The following is a 16,729-nucleotide window of genomic DNA, read 5'->3' as shown; positions in this document are numbered from 1 at the left end:
AATATTTGGTGGCTTTACGCAGTAAGCACCTTTTGTTGCAACAACAAGTCTGTGCAACAAATGTTTACAGTGCAATAGAAGTTGCACCGAGTTGGAGTCTTAGGCTGACGGGCGTGTATTTTGAATATAAGGTCTCGGAAAAGCATGAAAAATTGGAATAGTGCAATGTTTTTTTTGAGAAACGATAGTTGCGCAAGTGTTATACAGTTAGAAAATTAGAATAGCTTAGGATGCCGAATCTATCTTGCTTATGAGTTTTGCTAACGAGTCAAATCTTGAGCTATTGTTCGGTCGGTGCTACCATAATGCTTGCTAAAGATAGTAAGTTTATACGGGAGACTCAGTGTTATTTTATAATATATTTGATGGTAACTTTTTTTATCTGTTGAAACGTTGCTCCTTAGGAGCTATTTTAGTTGTGCTTTTTATGTGCGTTTCTACTGGTTTTTCTTATGGAGAAGAATCCAGCGGTATACCTGTGAGCGATATTATCGTTGCCGGGCAGGCTGACTTTGAAAATAGTGCACGCTATCAGCAAGTTTCAAGCTCTGTTGGTTTTGCACAAAATCCACGGTCCGGTAATGTTAATAAGGATTCTTCTGGAGTTTTCCCCTTACCTAAAGCCTCTAACGAGCCTTCCAGTGGTTCGCTCGATTATAGCGCGCTTGGGCAGATAATTGTTCTTTTGCTATTTGTAATACTGCTAATATTTTTTTGGAATTGCAAACTGAAGAGGTTCAATCAAACTCTTCAGTTTGAAGTTGCTAAGCGGCGTAAATTGGAGAATGTACAACACTCTCTTTACCAGGTTGCTATTGCGATTACCTCGGTTTCAAATATCGAAGAGTTTTTCTCTGTTGTACACACGCACATCAATGAGTTTATATATGCCAACAACTTTTTCATTGCAATTTACGATCATGAAAAAGACGTGCTCAGTTTTCCTTATTACACTGAGGATGTAGAGCAAAAACCTCCCTCAAGGTCTTTCGGTAAAGGGCTTAGTGAATATGTAATCAGAACTGGTGAACCTTTATTTGCAGATCAGGCAAAGCAGGCTGAACTGATAGAACAGGGCGAACTCGAGGTTATGGGGGCTCCTGCAATTGTCTGGATCGGTGTACCTATTGTTCATGAGGGCCAAACTCTCGGGGTTATGGCGGTCCAGATTTATGATGATGCATATGTTTTGGGTGATGAAGATTTGGAGATACTTCATTTCATTTCCCCATATGTAGGCATAGCTCTTGATCGATTGCAGCTTTATGAGCAGGGAAACGTGCAGACTCTTGCGCTAAAGGAGAGTGAAGAGAGGTTTAGGACTTTATTTGAGGAGTCCGCAGACGCGGTCGTTTTGTTAGATGGAGTTACTATTTTCCAATGTAATCGGGCGGCTTACAAACTGTTAAATATGGAATCCCGTTCAGAATTGGTTGGTTTAAGGCCTAGCGAGTTTTCGCCTGAGGTGCAATTTGATGGGGTCAATTCCAGAGAGAAAGCTCTTAGCATAAGAGATTCTAGTAAGCTTAAAAGCGGGACCCGTTTTGAGTGGGAATTAAAAAAAGTTACCGGGGAAGTTTTTCCTGTAGAAGTTTTACTGACTCCAATTAGTTATAGAGGTCAAAAAATATTTCATATGGTTTGGAGAGATATAACCGAGAGGAAGAAGGCCGAAGCTGCCTTGGTTGAACGTGAAATAAAATATAGAGCACTTTTTGACCACGCAAGTGACGCAATTGTTCTGATGGATTTGAAAGGTCAATTTATAAGTGTTAACCCTGGGGCTGTTGCCATGTTAAGGGTTCACTCAGAAGAAGAGTTCATGTCTTTCACTCCCTCCAAGTTTATGCCCCAATTTCAGCCAAATGGATTACTTTCAACTACCTCTCTGTCTTCCAATCTTCAGACTGCTGTGGACTTAGGAAGTCTGGAATATGAAGGGGTTGGTAAACGCGCTGATGGTGAAGAATTTTATGTAAATGTCCGACTTCGTTCTTTAGTGGTCAGTGGTGAGACTTTAATACTTGGGACATTTCGTGATGTTACCGAAAAAAGAGTTGGGCAAGAGGAGATAGAACGTTCCGTATCATTGCTTGAAGCTACCATTGAGTCTTCAGCTGACGGTATTCTTGCGGTAGACGGGTATGGGCTTGTTGTTGCGTGGAATACTCGCTTTGCTGATATGTGGGATATTCCTGAACAAATTTTAAACGATGGAATTGTTTCGGATATTTTTGGGTACCTCATTGATAACATCGAAGGTCCGGAATTCGCTCAAGAAAGTCGTTGGGATTTTTCACTCGAATCTGAACATGATTATGTGGATGAGTTGGTCCTCAAAGATGGCCGGATTATTGAGAGGTATTCAAATCCGCAGCGTATCGGCTCTAATGTAGTAGGCAGGGTTTGGAGTTTCAGAGATATCACTGATAGGCGGCTAAGTGAAATCGCTTTGGAAGAGTCGCATCATCGATTGAATGATATAATTGAATTTTTACCTGATCCGACTATAGTTATAGATGTTTCCGGAGTGGTTGTCGCATGGAATAAGGCTGTTGAAGATATCACCGGGGTGTCTAAAGAAGAGATTATAGGCAAAGGAAACTATGAACATGCTTTGCCTTTTTATGGGGAGCGTAGACCTATACTTATAGATTTGGCCATGCTCTCTGAAGAAGATATTCCTCCTGAGATCTATGATTCTGCCGAGAGAAAGGGAGATATGCTTTATGGAGAAGTGTATGTTCCAAGAGCTTTTGGGGGGAAGGGGGCATATCTTTGGGGTGTAGCTTGCCCGCTGCGGGACGGGGCAGGAAATATCTATGGTAGTATTGAATGCCTACGCAATGTTACAGATCGTCGTAATGTTGAGCAGGAGCTAAACAGAGCAAAACTTTCTGCGGAAGCCGCAACGAGAGCGAAGTCAGAGTTTCTGGCAAATATGAGCCATGAAATTCGCACCCCTATGAACAGTATTATGGGGCTTGGGCATTTGGTTTTAAGTTCGCTGCTTGACAGCACACAGCGGGATACCCTGGAAAAGATGATGTCGGCAGCTGATTCTTTACTTTCAATTATCGAAGATATTCTTGATTTTTCAAAAATTGAAGCGGGTAGACTCGTATTGGAGCATACAGATTTTCAACTTGATGATGTTCTTAATAAACTGTGCAATGTTGTTGCAGTAAAGGCCGAACAAAAAGGATTGGATTTCGTTTTATTTGTGGATCCGGATGTGCCGTATCGTGTGATAGGTGATCCTCTTCGTTTGGAGCAAATACTTATAAATCTTACTAATAACGCAATTAAGTTTACTGAAGAAGGTGAGGTTGCACTGCTTATTTCCTGCGTTAGTATAGGTGATGAGAATGTTCGGTTGAGATTTGTTGTCAGAGATAGCGGGATAGGGCTCGGAGAAGAAGAAATAATAGACTTGTTCCAGTCATTTACTCAAGCTGATACATCAACTACCCGGAGATTTGGCGGAACTGGCCTCGGATTAGCCATTACCAAAAGTCTTGTGGAATTAATGAATGGCTCAATTCATGTCGATAGTGATCCCGGTAAGGGAAGTCAGTTTGAGTTTGATGCAATTTTTGAGGTGGTTGAAAGTCAGCCGGATATGACGTTGCCATTCAGTTCTTCCGGTATGAACATCCTTGTTATTGAAGAAAATTTTACTTCGAGAAAATTTATAGAGACATCTCTTGAGGGAATGTCTTCAGCTGTTTTTGCGGAATCTACAGGTGAGGGGGGGCTGGCTTTTTTAGGGTCTAGTCTTTCTGAGTCTAGGGCCATTGATTTTATTTTTGTTAGCCAGAGTTTACCGGATATTGATGGGATTAACGTGATTTCGTACATACGCGCTATTGCCGAATTTAAGGATGTTCCTATTACTCTCATGGTAAGAGCTGAAACTAGTGAGAAATCCCGTAATATGGCTATTGAGCGGGGGGCAACTAACTTTATTTCGAAGCCTGTGACCAGAGATTCTCTGCATCAGTCTGTGAAAAAAGAGTTGGACTTGAGCGCTGATTCTCAGGAGATTTCTGAATCGTCCCAAGAGGCGGCTTCATTTCCAGAATTGAAAGAACGTGGAGTAAGAGCTCTTTTGGTTGATGATAATTATCTCAACCAACAGGTTGCCTATTTCATGCTCAAAAAGTTTGGTCTTAATGTCGTTGTCGTGGATAATGGGCGTAAGGCTTTAGAGGCTTTATGGGCAGATCCTTACGACATCGTCTTTATGGATATACAAATGCCTGAAATGGACGGGCTGACTGCTACCCGTATAATTCGGTCAGATGAACAGTATAAGGATTTACCCATCATTGCCATGACAGCTCATGCTATGCAGGGAGATCGAAAAAAGAGTCTGGCAGCGGGTATGAATGATCATATAACTAAGCCGATTTCACCTGTTGTTATATTGAATGCTTTGAATAAATATGTAAAATCCACCGCTTTCAGCTATGTGCCGATCAGTCATGATGCGGAATTGGATGGTATTGAGATTCCTGAAGTTACCGGAATTGATACTGCCAAAGGACTTAGCAACGTTGGTGGAAATAAAAAAGGATACCTGAGAATTCTGAGAGGGTTCAGGAATGATTATTCCGATTTTGCTGGAGAAATAAGTTCTTTAATTGGGAAAAAAGAATTTGAAAAAGCTTCAGTCAGGCTTCACTCTCTTAAGGGGGTTAGTGGTAATATTGGCGCAGCTTCTCTTTATGATTCGTGCCGTCTTTTTGAGAGAGCACTTCATCGTTTGGAGGAAAAAAGAATTAATGCCCATTTAAGTGGATTTGTGTCAGAAATGGGAGCCGTCATAGATGGCTTAGGGGAATTAGGCGGAGTAGAGCTTGTTGAAAGTAGTAATTTTACAAATGACATAGAGAAGAGCTTTGAACTCATAAATGCACTGTACTCGCTGCTTGAAGAAGGGAACGCGGATTCTTATGATGCCCTTGAAGAGCTTATGAAATATATCGACCCTGATAGGTTTGAAGGTGATCTTCAAGAGCTGGCTAATCATATAGATAACTTTGACTTTGATGAGTGTTGTGTAGTTTTGGAAAGGATTGCCGCAGCTCTGGGTATGGTTCTTAGAAAAAGGAAATAAAATGGACGATAAAGCAAAAATATTGGTGGTTGATGATGAACGTTTGAATTTGAATGTTCTTTCTGATTTGTTGCGTCAGGACTACAAAGTCATTTTGGCTAAAAACGCGAATCAAGCCTTAGACCGCATTAATGCGGAGTATCCTCCTGATATTATTTTGCTTGATGTGGTTATGCCGGAAATGGATGGCTACACTCTTTTGCATAAAATTAAGGAACAGGAAGCTACAAAAAATATTCCAGTAATTTTTATTACGGCTCTTGATTCAAAACAGAATGAAGCTAAAGGCTTAGAAATGGGGGCTGTTGATTACATTCGCAAGCCTTTTCACCCCTCTATTGTGAAAGCTAGAGTGAAAAACCATTTGACTATTGCCAGGCAGAGAAAACTTCTTGAGGGGTTGGCTAATCTTGATGGGTTGACCGAAATGCCAAATCGCCGAAGCTTTGAAATTGCGGTGGAAAAAGAATGGCGCAGATGCCTCCGTTCCGGTGATCTGATATCTTTGGCAATGTTGGATGTTGATTGCTTTAAGCAGTTCAACGACAATTACGGACATACTGCCGGGGATGATGCTCTGAAGAAGGTCGCAGATGTTCTTTCCAGTGAAATGAAGCGTCCTGCTGATCTTGCTGCCAGATATGGCGGAGAAGAATTTGTAATACTTTTACCTGAAACCGATGCTGAGGGTGCTAAATTTGCGGTAGAAAGAATCTGCAAGGCCGTCGAGGACCTGTGTGTACCTCACGGATTTTCGTCTGCGGGGCAGTATTTAACTGTAAGCATCGGTGGAGTCACCGTAACTCCATCCATTTCTTCCAAGCCGCTAGACATGACTGTGGGCGCCGATTCAATGCTTTATGAGGCTAAACGTCGCGGAAGAAACATGGTTTTGTGGACCGATCTTAGTTAAAATCAGGATTCCAAAAGTCTGGTGTTTTTGTGCTGCTCCGAAGTGCCTGCAGGAAACCAGATTTCAAAAGTAGTGCCGGATCCGATTGTGCTTTTGCACTCAATTTTTCCTTTAAGAGCTCTGGTAACAAGATTGTAGACCAGATGCATTCCCAATCCTGTGTTTCCTGCGCTTCTCTTTGTTGTGTAAAACGGGTCATATATTTTTTCCAATTGTTCTCTGCTCATACCTATCCCGTTGTCTGAGTAAGTGAGGATAACTCCCTCATTTTTCTTATGGGCAGAAATGGATAATGAGCCGTGCTCTAAATTCGGAAAACCATGGGTAAGCGAGTTCATCATCAGATTTGAAATGACTAGCATTAATGACCCTGGGGAAAGTATAATGTCCAAATCATCCGGACAGTCTATTTCCAGCGAATAATCGTAGTCTTTTAAGTTTGGTTTGAGAGATATAAGTATTCCGTCTATGTAGTCGCGAAGGTTGACATTTCGCAGGTCGTCAGTTGATTGGTCTACAGCCAATTGCTTAAAATCACTGATTAATTTAGCTGCTCTGTTAAGATTTTTTACAATATTAGTCAGGGCAATCGTGCTTGTTTTAATGTATTTTTCAAGATTAGATTTTTTTAATGAGCTTGAGTCGAACTGTTCCTGCAAATCTTCAGTCATTCCTTTCAAATATGATGTACTTGTTACTCCAATTCCGAGCGGAGTATTAATTTCATGCGCAATTCCAGCGACTAGCTCCCCGAGTGATGCCATTTTTTCTGTTTCCACAAGTTTGTTTTGTGTCTTGCGCAAGTCATCCATAGATTTGGTTAGTGCCGAGTTGGCGTTTTCAAGCTCGATAGTCCGCATGGACACTCTTTCCACAAGCTCCTTGTTCAAGAGCTGCAAGGTGCTTTCAGCATTCTTAATGCGGGTGATGTCCATAGATATTGTTAATATGGCCCGTGTATGAGTTTCCGTTGAAAGGTAAGGAACCTTAGTTGTTTCAAGCCAGTGAATATCTCTATTCTCGTCAACATAACTTTCTTCAATAAGAAGTTTATCTTCCCGATCAATGACAAGCTGATCATCGTTTTGTATTCTTGCTATTTCGTCCTGGTTGTCTATGACTTCAGACAGGTGCTTTCCTGTTAGCTCGGTTGCTATGCGCCCTAGCCTTTTAGCCTTATTTTTGTTTACCAGAATGAATTTCCCGTTTATGTCATTTGCAAATATTTCCTGTGGTAGGAGATCTATAATTTGTCTGAGACGGGCTTCACTTTCGAGAACTTTTTTTACTGCTTTTCTGTTTTCCGTTACGTCTTGCCCCTGTAATAAAATAAAGTCGGCACTGCCTTTCTGGTCTATATTTACAGGAGAAAATGTCCATACAAAAAATAGTTCTTCGCCTGAAATAGTTGAAATAGGGATGACAGCTACGGGTGGAGTTTGCCCCGCAACAGCACGTCCCAGATATATTCCGATATCTTGTGAGTATTTGTCAGGAAAGAGTACCTCCAGAGATCTTTTTTTAAATTTGCTAGGTAAAGCAGATGCTAGTTTTTCCGCAGCGGGATTCATATCCAGTATTTTACCATCTAAATTACATGTAATAATCGGTGCGGTTGCAGATGAAAAAAGTTTGGATATGTACGTGCTTTTTTTGTCGAGGCTGCTAACCATTGTTTCAAGATTTTTGCCTAGCTGATTGAATTCTTTTACGCTTCCTCTCTCGAACGAGGTTTCGCTGCTTCCGTCCACAACAGAGTGCGCATAATTGGTTAGTTTTTTTAGCGCGTTGAGAATTCGGTTTTGCATCATCCATGCTGTAATGGCAGAAAGCAGAAGTGCGAGAGTGAGCATTATGCCCAGACTTTTCATATAGTTTGTCTTTAGAGCCTGAAAGGACGGGTTTCTTTTTGAAAAAGTATATAGCAAGGGGCTATCGGTTTGTTCTTCTAGAAGATGTATTGTGGAAAAAATGCGGTCTTCTCTGATAAGGTAGCTGTCTGAGGAAACTCCATGAGCCCACTTGATGAGTTTGCTGATTTTATTCTCAGACTTGTTGTGGGAGCTTATGAGCAGCCTCTTTTTAGTTATAAGGGCAGCATCAATAGCTCCTGATGAAGATCTTAGGCTATCTAGAAAAGACACATTTGAGTTTAGATCAATTCCACCGTAAAGAGCACCATAAACTTCTCCTGTCTTACTATTTGTTATCGGAATTGAGCAAATAAGAATTGTTTTGATAGTGTCAGTGCCCTGAAAAGTAAGGTGTTCCCAAACTGGAGATGTTGTAAGCGCATTTTTATGTTTTGCTTTAAGTTGCATTATCGGAACGGGGAAAATGCCCGCATCAACCAGATGGTTCCCTCCTTTGAACACTTCCAGTATATCGAGTAGATAACCTTGTTTGGAACTGAGGAAATTATATAGCTTACGCTCTATCTCTTCTGAATTGTCAGAAGCTAAAGCTTTTTTAAAGTCAGGAGCAAGAGACATTTCGATCAGATCGTCTTTGATGTCGTTGAGGGTATTGTCTAAGGATAGCGCAACAATGCTTTTAGTTTTTTCAAGGTCAAGAGCAAGTTCACTTTCCAGAGCCGTCTTAGATATATAAAATGACCACGCAAAAATGGTAAGACCTGTAATTACAAGTAATCCCAGTATTGGGATTGCTATTTGAACTGCAAGGCTAAGGGAGTGTTGCTTTTTGTTCATAACCGCCATGAATTATTCCTTAGTTATACCAGAGTAGCGAAAGCTTTTTTCCTTTAAATAATCAAGCCTCTGTGGGCTGATACCTCTTTCAATCAGTTCAAATCTTCCAGAAAAAACAAGAGGTAAGTTTTTACTTTCTCCAAGCAATTTTAGAATGACAGCATCTGCCATTGCAGCTCCATTGTCATCGTTTATTCGCATTACAGTTACATCCATTTCGCCATTTTGAATTGCTTTAAGTTCAGAAGATCCACCACCCCATCCGTTGACCATGACTTTTTCCATCATGTCTTTTTCGCGGAGAGCTTCTATCGCTCCAAGGGCAATATCTGTAGCGCATGTGTATATGAAATCGATATCAGGGTTTTTATCAAGTATAGCGAGAGTTGCCAATCTTGCTTTTTCTTTATCTATTCCGGTCTGATAAACTGATACAAGTTTTAGTTTAGTGTTGTTATCCATGTACGAAATGAAAGTTTTACCTCTGACCTCGCTTAGATATCCTGGACCCGGAAGAAGTACTGCATAGCTACCGTTGCCATGAGTTTTTTTTGCAAAATATTGGGCCAGTATAGTTGATCCCGTTACGTGGTCAAACCCAATGTACATTAGCGGCTGTTTGTCTTCCCATGCTTTTATCGGCGTAGTGATGTTTTGGAGGATCAAAGCCGGTTTATCCGTTATCAGGATAGGCTCTATCATCCTTTTGTGCCTGAGGGCATCGAGAGTGAAAATGAGAAAATCGGGTTTCTTTGCTAGCGCTTTATTGAAGGCAATATTTTGTTCGCGCAGTGAAGCGGTCGGCTTAACATAAAAAGAATGTATTTGTGGTTCGATCCCGTACTGTTCCAGACGGGCTTTAAATGATTTGCTGCTTCTGCGCCAGTAGTCTGAAATTTGTTCACCTGGATAAACTATGGCGACTGAAAAGTTGAGTGGTTTGATTGACAATGCCGGGGCGTCACCCTTAACTCGAGCATTAAATTTCTCAGCTTTACTTTTTTCTTCTGGATGTATTTTGTACAATTCTTCAATGGTAAAATAATCTGCCGCCTGTGCTGTACTCAGCACTGCGAAGCACAGCAGGGAACAGAAGGCCAATGCACCGATTAGTATGTTTTTATATGCTGTTAGCATATGCCTCTCCTGAGCAGATGTTAAAGTACATATGAATTCTAGCAGAATTGTGCTGAAATGTAACTGTAAGAAAAAACATACATGAATATAGGAAAGGTTGCGGGCATCCTATATTAGAATGCCCGCAACTGTTAAGCTGTGGCGCAGAGTTTATCTTGTTTTTTTAGAACGGAGACACCTAAGTATACGAGAGGGGTATCGAGTAAAGCAATGGCCGTTTTTGCCATCCATTGCCCAATGATTATTTCGGTTACCGGCATAATTCCGTAGAATGCGATTAAGACGAAAATTGATGAATCTATCAATTGAGAAGTCATTGTGGATAGATTATTCCTGAGCCATAGATGTTTTCCGTCTGTTTTATTGCGGAGCAGGTGAAACATCCAAACGTCGTATTTTTGGCTTATTGCGTAAGCTATAAGGGATGCCAGCACTATTCTTGGAGTGTTTGCGAGGACGCTAGCGAAGCCGTCTTGCCCTGTCCAGAATGGAGCTGGAGTCCAATTGAGAGCGGCCCACGAAAGACAGATGGCGGCAAGCAGAGCTATAAAGCCACAGTGGATTACTTCGTTTGCGCGTTCTTTTCCCCATACTTCACTGATAATATCAGAGGCAATAAAGGTGAGAGAGTATGCGAGAACTCCAGCAGGTGCGTAGAAGCCAAAGATACTAATGATTTTGGTTGAAAGTACTGCGGCTATGACCAGTGAGCTGATAAAAAGGCACGTGAGAAGAGTGAACGCTTTGCGTTCAAATGTAGAGGAGAGCATTAGATTCCCTTGTGTTGATGGTTCTTGTCATGAAGCAGAGTCTGCCCGATACGAGCAAAAGGGAGAAAGTCCCGCACCTCGACAGATCTGCTTCGGGGCCTGAAAATGTTGTCGAAAGAAGGCTTGCCTGTATTGCTAAGAAAAGTCAAAATGGAAAAAAGGCCGTATTTCGGTAAGATTCTGCTCTTAGCGGGAGTTTTCTTTTAATTGATAAGCTGTTATCTGCTCACGGCCTTCTGTTTTTGAGAATGAATTTAATTACAGCTTTATGCTGGCAACATATATTTAGGGAGAAACTTTATGAAAACCACCAAAAGCCAGGACAATACAGATGCGTTGAAAACTCTAGGTGCAGGCGGGGAGACCCGTTACAATTACGATTCTCCAAGTTCTGATATTCTAGAGGTTTTTCCAAATAATTTTCCAGGACGCCCATATCTTATAAGTATAGAATTTCCTGAATACACTTCTCTTTGTCCTGTTACAGGGCAGCCTGATTTTGCCAACATTATAGTGGAATACATTCCTAATGAAGTGTGTGTTGAGTCTAAAAGCTTTAAGCTCTACATGGGTGCATACCGCAATCATCAGTCCTTTATGGAAACCATCACTAATAATATTTTAGATGACTTTGTAACTAGGCTTTCTCCTCTCTGGATGCGTGTGAAAGGAGTTTTTTCTCCGCGTGGTGGAACCTGCCTCCATGTATTTGCAGAGCATTACGATGAAGATAGCGAAATGTATGAACGAGTTCGTAATATTGTTCGCGAGTGGAAAAGCGAAGCCGGGCGACATAGTTCTTAGTTGACAAAGAAAGCATTGTTTCGTATTTTGCCAAATAGCAAAACAATAGGGAGTAGTGTGTGAATAAAAATATTGAAGCAAAAGCGAAAGTTTTCAAAGCGCTGGGCCATCCAAGCAGACTTGTTATTGTAGAGGCTCTTTGTGAAGGGGAGCTTTGTGTATGCGATATTGTTCCGCTCGTCGGGAGAGATATTTCTACTGTTTCGAAACATCTCTCTTTATTGAAAGAAGCTGGAGTTCTGAAGCATAGTAAGCGTGGAACAAACGTGTACTACAGTTTGCAGATGGATTGTGTTCCCGGATTTTTGGGTTGTTTAAATGATTTTCTTGGTAAGCATCTAGAAAGTCAAGTTAAGGATTATGCTTCAAACTCGATCAAGAGATTGTAAGGCGAAGAGCTCGTTCTCTTGTTCCCTTTTTTTTGGTTTGGTATTTTCGTATTTGGCAAAATAAACAATATTGAGGTGTGTAATGGAAGAATTAAATATCAGTCCGTGTGCGTGTTCAGGAAATAAACTCGAAGAACTTGGTGCGAATGTCAAAAAGGTTGAGAAAAAGCCTCCAATGCTCAAAGGGAAGGCGCTTTGGGCCGTTTTGGCCGTAGCTGTCGTGATCTGGTATGCATTGTATTCGCAATTGCTTGGGTTTTCGAAATATTTCGCCTTTGATTTGCTGGGCCTTGTAGAGGGAAGCAGGCTTGGCGGGACAGTTCAGTTTTTTGTATATGACACTCCAAAAGTGCTGATGCTGCTTGGAATTGTAGTTTTTGGTATTGGAATAATTCGTTCTTATGTAACCGTTGAGTGGACGCGGAAAGTACTGGCTGGACGCAGGGAATCGGTTGGAAATGTACTGGCTGCTCTTTTAGGCGTTGTTACACCATTTTGTTCCTGTTCAGCTGTTCCACTTTTTATCGGATTTGTGGCAGGTGGCGTGCCTCTCGGAGTTACTTTTTCATTCCTTATTTCAGCACCTATGGTTAACGAAGTAGCTTTGGTGCTCCTTTACGGCCTGATGGGCTGGAAAATTGCCACTTTATATTTTGTAACCGGGATTACTATAGCCATAGTTGCCGGTTGGATTATCGGAAGGCTGGGCATGGAGAAGCATGTAGAAGGCTGGGTTAAGCTAGCTACTGCTGATAAAAGCGCTGTGCAGGGGAGTATGTCTATTGAAGAGCGCGTTGATTTCGGTCTCGAGTCTGTGAAGGATATTGTCGGAAAAGTTTGGTTGTATATGGTGCTAGGTATTGCCGCCGGGGCAGCGATTCACGGCTATGTTCCTGAAGGGATGATGGTTTCTATCATGGGCAAAGAGGCCTGGTGGGCAGTTCCCGTCTCTGTATTAATGGGAATTCCTATGTATACCAACGCTGCTGGTGTCATTCCGATTGTCGAAGCCTTACTTGGTAAGGGGGCTGCTTTAGGGACTGTGCTTGCTTTTATGATGAGTGTTATTGCTCTTTCACTTCCCGAAATGGTTATACTCCGAAAAGTATTAAAGCCTAAGTTGATTGCAGTCTTTGTGGGCGTTGTCGGTTGCGGGATTCTTTTGGTCGGATATTTATTTAATATGATTATTTAGCATTTTACTGCAAATCGGAATAAAGGCTTGCTCTGATTGAATAACAATTGGAGCAAGCTTTTGTCGTTTTAAGTTTTTTTTGAATATTAAATATGTTAAAAAGAGTTATAGAGAATTTTTTAAGGGGGGCTTATGCTTGAAAAATACGAAACTGGCTTTCTTGTGGTAAGCTGCTCTGGAGCATTAAAATCGGGGCAGGTCTCGAATGCTATTGCCGTGAAAATGGCGGAAAATGGCTTTGCTGAGATGATCAGTATTGCAGGAATAGCTGCGGGGCTTGATGAATATGTTGATAAGGCGAAGAGAGTTAATGACCTTATCATAATAGATGGTTGCGATAAAAAATGTGCCTGCAAAATAGTTGAGAGATTAGTGGGAACTCCGAAGCATGAATTTTGCCTGGCAGAGCTTGGATATTTAGATTCAGAAGGCCCTGTTGATATGGACGAAGTTGATATTTTTAGAAAAAAAATTAAACTTTTGTATGGACAGGCTAAAAGCAGTAGTAAGTACTCTGTCTGTGGTTGCGAAACATGCACTCGCAGTTAATTATAATTTCTTTTGTTAGGTGATAGATTTACAGCTTAAAAATAAAGCGTGAGCGTAATTAGTTACTTTTATTTAGGCTCATTTTTTCTTTATGCGTGTCGTTGAAATGTTATTTATGGGGAGTTTAGCTGTGGATAAAGTCTTAATAATTGATGCCAGCAGGGTGACGGCTTATTTTATAAAAATGACTTTGGAACTTGCTGATTTCGAGTGTGACACTGCATACAATCTGGAAGATGCTGCTAAGATGATTAAACAAAATAAATATTTTGTTGGTCTTAGCAGTTTGGTCTACGAGGGGCATGAGTCCGGGGATGGTATCGACCTTTTGGTTAATAATGGTATCCCCGCAATTGTCGTAACTGCCTCATTAGACGAGGACCAGCTTCAGGCTATTCAGAACAAAAACATAGTTGATTACGTCTTAAAGAAAACAGAATATTCCGAATATATAGTTCGAATTGTCAAACGTGTTTACAACAATAGAAGAATAAAAGTGATGGTTGTGGATGATTCCATAACCATACGGCATTGGATTTCGGATATATTGCAAAGGCAGGGGCTGACAGTTCTTGACGCTGAAAGCGGTGAGGATGCTTGCAAGGTTTTTGAGCAAAATCCTGATATTAGACTGATTCTGACAGATTACACTATGCCGGGGATGGATGGGCGTGAGCTGACAGCAAAATTACGGGTAACTCATCATATGGATGAGCTTAGCATAATTGTATTGTCGTCAGATGAGGACACGCGGACAGCCCCTTTATTTCTGAAAACAGGGGCGAATGACTTTATTCATAAGAGTGCGAGTGTAGAAGAAATTTTGTGCAGGGTTAACTCAAACTTAGAGATGCTTGAGTTGCTTGAAGAATCTAGAATGCGTGCAAATAAAGATTATCTTACGGGCATCTGGAATAGACGTTACTTCTTTGAATATGCTGAGCCTTTGTTTCTTGATCTAGAAGAAAGTGGCAGAAAACTGGCAATTGTAATGCTTGATATCGATTACTTCAAAAATGTTAATGATACCTATGGTCATGATGTAGGGGACTTGGTCTTGAAGGGGTTTTCAGCCAGACTCTCTGACTATTTTGATTCCGTTGGCCTTTCTGCCCGTTTCGGTGGTGAAGAGTTTACAGTTATTGTAGAGGATGTTGACCCTGAAGAACTTGAAGAGTTTGTGGACGGTTTCAGAGAAATAATTGAAGGTTATTCTATTTCCCATAGGGGTAATACAATAAAATTTACGGTTTCTCTCGGAGTTAGTACAAACTCAAGCCTCGGCCTTGATGCTCTGATTAACAGGGCGGATGCTTTACTCTACGAGGCGAAAACCTCGGGCAGGAACAAGGTTGTGTGTGAAATTGTCTGATTTTTGTAGCCGTTATTGTTAATTGGATGTAATTCTTCTGACTCTTTGACTCTGGAGGAACAATGCTGACATTTAGTGAATTTTTCAAGTCCGGTGAAATCGTTAATCTGACTGAACAAGTTGTTTATGACGAACTGAAAGCCTTCATTGATAATCAGGAATATGAATTTTGTCAGTGTGATAAATGCCTCTTTGATATTGTTTGTGTACTTTTAAATTCTGTTCCGAGCCTGTATTCTTCCAGTGTTATTGATAGGACCTATCCTAGTGAAGAGTTCGCAGTGGGATATGAGCAATTGAGAAAGCTGGTGAAAGGCGAAGTGCCGAGGGCTATAGAAAGGGTTAAAGGCCGGATGCATCATTAAAAAGGCGGATCTTTGCCTATAAGAGCGTTGATTCGATATTAGTTGAAGTATAATTTTCTTTTGTTCGGATAAGTAATGAGTTACGTTTCTCATATCTCTGGTGGTAGTGGGAATTTGCCTTTCTTGCGTGGTTTAAACTTTATTGATTCAGCATTTATATAATGTGCCTAAGGGGTGTTCCTGTGAATTTTCAATTTAGTCGTAAAAGAGCTGTTAAAAACATGTCTGTAAAAAGCGTGCTTTTAATGTGCATGGTAGCTTCTCTTGTATTTGTTGCAGGGTGTTTTGATGACAGCGAGAAGGCTGCTGAAGTAAAAGCGATCCCTTTGAAAGTTGTTAAAGTCGGGGTGGAAGATTTCCCTGTGATGGGATCATATGTTGCTCAGGTTGAAGCTAAAAAGACTGTTGAAATTCGTTCGCGGGTTGAAGGATATCTCAAATCTCGTCATTTCGATGAAGGTGAACTTGTAGATAAAGATCAGCTGCTTTTCGTGATTGACCCCCGTCCATATAATGAGGCTCTGAATAAAGCTGACGCTGAACTTGCTAGAAGTCGGGCTCAGTTGGCTAAAGCCACCACAGACTATAACAGATTTAAAACTTTGTTTGAGCAAGGCGCTGTCAGTCGTGATGAATATGATACCAAGGCAACAGACAAGCAGGTTCTTGAAGCCCAGCTCAGCAATTCAAAAGCATCAGTTAAAGAGGCTCGTTTAAACGTTGCCTTCACCAAGATTGAGTCTCCCATGACTGGTATCATCGGGCGAACTCAAGCGAATCTCGGAGCTCTTATTGCCAAGGAATCAACTCTCCTTGCAACGGTTTCAGATGTTAAAAATATTTATGTTAATTTCAGTATTCCTGAACGTGAGTATCTGTTGACCGTTAAGGATATGGATGAACGGAGGCAGAACGGTGAGCCTCAGCGCACTCAGGAACTTCAAATCGTTCTTGCTGATGGCAAACTCTTCGATCAAAACGGTACGTTCAGTATGGCGGATCGTGCAGTTGATTCCACCACAGGAACTCTCGGCCTCAGAGCAGAATTTCCAAACCCTGAGCAGCTGCTTAGAGATGGGCAGTATGCAAAAGTTATAGTCCTGCTTAAGAATTTTAAAAATGCATTGGTTGTTCCAGCTAGAGCTCTCTTAGATATTCAGGGCAGAAAATCTGTTCTTACTGTTGCCACCAATGGGACGGTCATCGAAAGGGTTGTAGATGTTGCATTTGCCAATGATCAGAGTGCTGTAATTGAGAAGGGTCTCAAAGAGGGTGACCTGATTATTGCTGACGGTGTGAATAAAATCAGACCCGGAACAGTGGTTGCTCCTGAGGTTGTAGGTGCTGAGACGAGTAATACTGAGACTGCAAAACCTGAATAGCGCGCATTACTTCGCTTTTA

At 41.3% G+C, this 16,729-nt stretch carries 12 protein-coding genes; 9 read left to right on the top strand and 3 right to left on the bottom strand.

The features are described 5' to 3' along the window. Nucleotides 1-343 precede the first annotated feature (343 nt). Together BR06_RS19785 and BR06_RS0111780 are read left to right on the top strand one after the other, a co-directional pair. Nucleotides 344-5,122, top strand: a complete 4,779-nt coding sequence (locus tag BR06_RS19785) for a PAS domain S-box protein (RefSeq protein WP_031483201.1) — start codon at nucleotides 344-346, stop codon at nucleotides 5,120-5,122. Nucleotide 5,123: 1 nt separating this feature from the next. After that, nucleotides 5,124-6,035, top strand: a complete 912-nt coding sequence (locus BR06_RS0111780; RefSeq protein ID WP_031483199.1) for a GGDEF domain-containing response regulator — start codon at nucleotides 5,124-5,126, stop codon at nucleotides 6,033-6,035. Nucleotides 6,036-6,037: 2 nt separating this feature from the next. On the opposite strand, the gene BR06_RS19780 is transcribed toward BR06_RS0111780, so the two are convergent. From BR06_RS19780 to BR06_RS0111765, 3 genes are all read right to left on the bottom strand, one after another. Then, entirely contained in the window at nucleotides 6,038-8,755 is a 2,718-nt protein-coding gene (locus tag BR06_RS19780; protein ID WP_051677054.1) for a PAS domain-containing protein, read from the bottom strand. 3 nt (nucleotides 8,756-8,758) lie between these two features. Continuing rightward, complete coding sequence (locus BR06_RS0111770) at nucleotides 8,759-9,883, bottom strand: substrate-binding domain-containing protein (RefSeq protein WP_031483195.1); 1,125 nt, start codon at nucleotides 9,881-9,883, stop codon at nucleotides 8,759-8,761. Nucleotides 9,884-10,014: 131 nt separating this feature from the next. Then, nucleotides 10,015-10,653, bottom strand: a complete 639-nt coding sequence (locus BR06_RS0111765) for a queuosine precursor transporter (protein WP_031483193.1) — start codon at nucleotides 10,651-10,653, stop codon at nucleotides 10,015-10,017. 300 nt (nucleotides 10,654-10,953) lie between these two features. Here BR06_RS0111765 and queF point away from each other — a divergent pair, with 300 nt between their 5' ends. From queF to BR06_RS0111725, 7 genes are all read left to right on the top strand, one after another. After that, nucleotides 10,954-11,457 (top strand): preQ(1) synthase, encoded by a 504-nt coding sequence (gene queF / locus BR06_RS0111755; protein ID WP_031483191.1) that lies wholly within the window; start codon nucleotides 10,954-10,956, stop codon nucleotides 11,455-11,457. A gap of 59 nt (nucleotides 11,458-11,516) precedes the next feature. Beyond that, on the top strand, nucleotides 11,517-11,846 hold the full coding sequence (locus tag BR06_RS0111750) for an ArsR/SmtB family transcription factor (RefSeq protein ID WP_031483189.1): 330 nt from the start codon (nucleotides 11,517-11,519) through the stop codon (nucleotides 11,844-11,846). An 82-nt stretch (nucleotides 11,847-11,928) separates the two neighbouring features. Continuing rightward, nucleotides 11,929-13,041 carry a permease gene (locus BR06_RS0111745; RefSeq protein WP_031483187.1) on the top strand — a complete coding sequence of 371 codons (1,113 nt, stop codon included), beginning with the start codon at nucleotides 11,929-11,931 and terminating at the stop codon, nucleotides 13,039-13,041. Between the two features lie 132 nt (nucleotides 13,042-13,173). Further along, complete coding sequence (locus BR06_RS0111740) at nucleotides 13,174-13,590, top strand: putative zinc-binding protein (protein WP_031483185.1); 417 nt, start codon at nucleotides 13,174-13,176, stop codon at nucleotides 13,588-13,590. Between the two features lie 130 nt (nucleotides 13,591-13,720). Further along, a complete protein-coding gene (locus BR06_RS0111735; protein WP_031483183.1) occupies nucleotides 13,721-14,962 on the top strand; it encodes a GGDEF domain-containing response regulator in 1,242 nt (413 codons plus the stop codon). Between the two features lie 62 nt (nucleotides 14,963-15,024). After that, nucleotides 15,025-15,327 carry a late competence development ComFB family protein gene (locus BR06_RS0111730; RefSeq protein WP_031483181.1) on the top strand — a complete coding sequence of 101 codons (303 nt, stop codon included), beginning with the start codon at nucleotides 15,025-15,027 and terminating at the stop codon, nucleotides 15,325-15,327. Between the two features lie 182 nt (nucleotides 15,328-15,509). Further along, complete coding sequence (locus tag BR06_RS0111725) at nucleotides 15,510-16,709, top strand: efflux RND transporter periplasmic adaptor subunit (protein ID WP_235727719.1); 1,200 nt, start codon at nucleotides 15,510-15,512, stop codon at nucleotides 16,707-16,709. The last annotated feature ends 20 nt before the right edge of the window (nucleotides 16,710-16,729 follow it).

The sequence above is a fragment of the Maridesulfovibrio frigidus DSM 17176 genome, assembly GCF_000711735.1.
GTDB classification, from domain to species: Bacteria; Desulfobacterota; Desulfovibrionia; order Desulfovibrionales; family Desulfovibrionaceae; genus Maridesulfovibrio; species Maridesulfovibrio frigidus.
The sequence above is the reverse complement of the archived record's forward strand: the minus strand, read 5'-3'. Positions and strand labels throughout refer to the sequence as shown.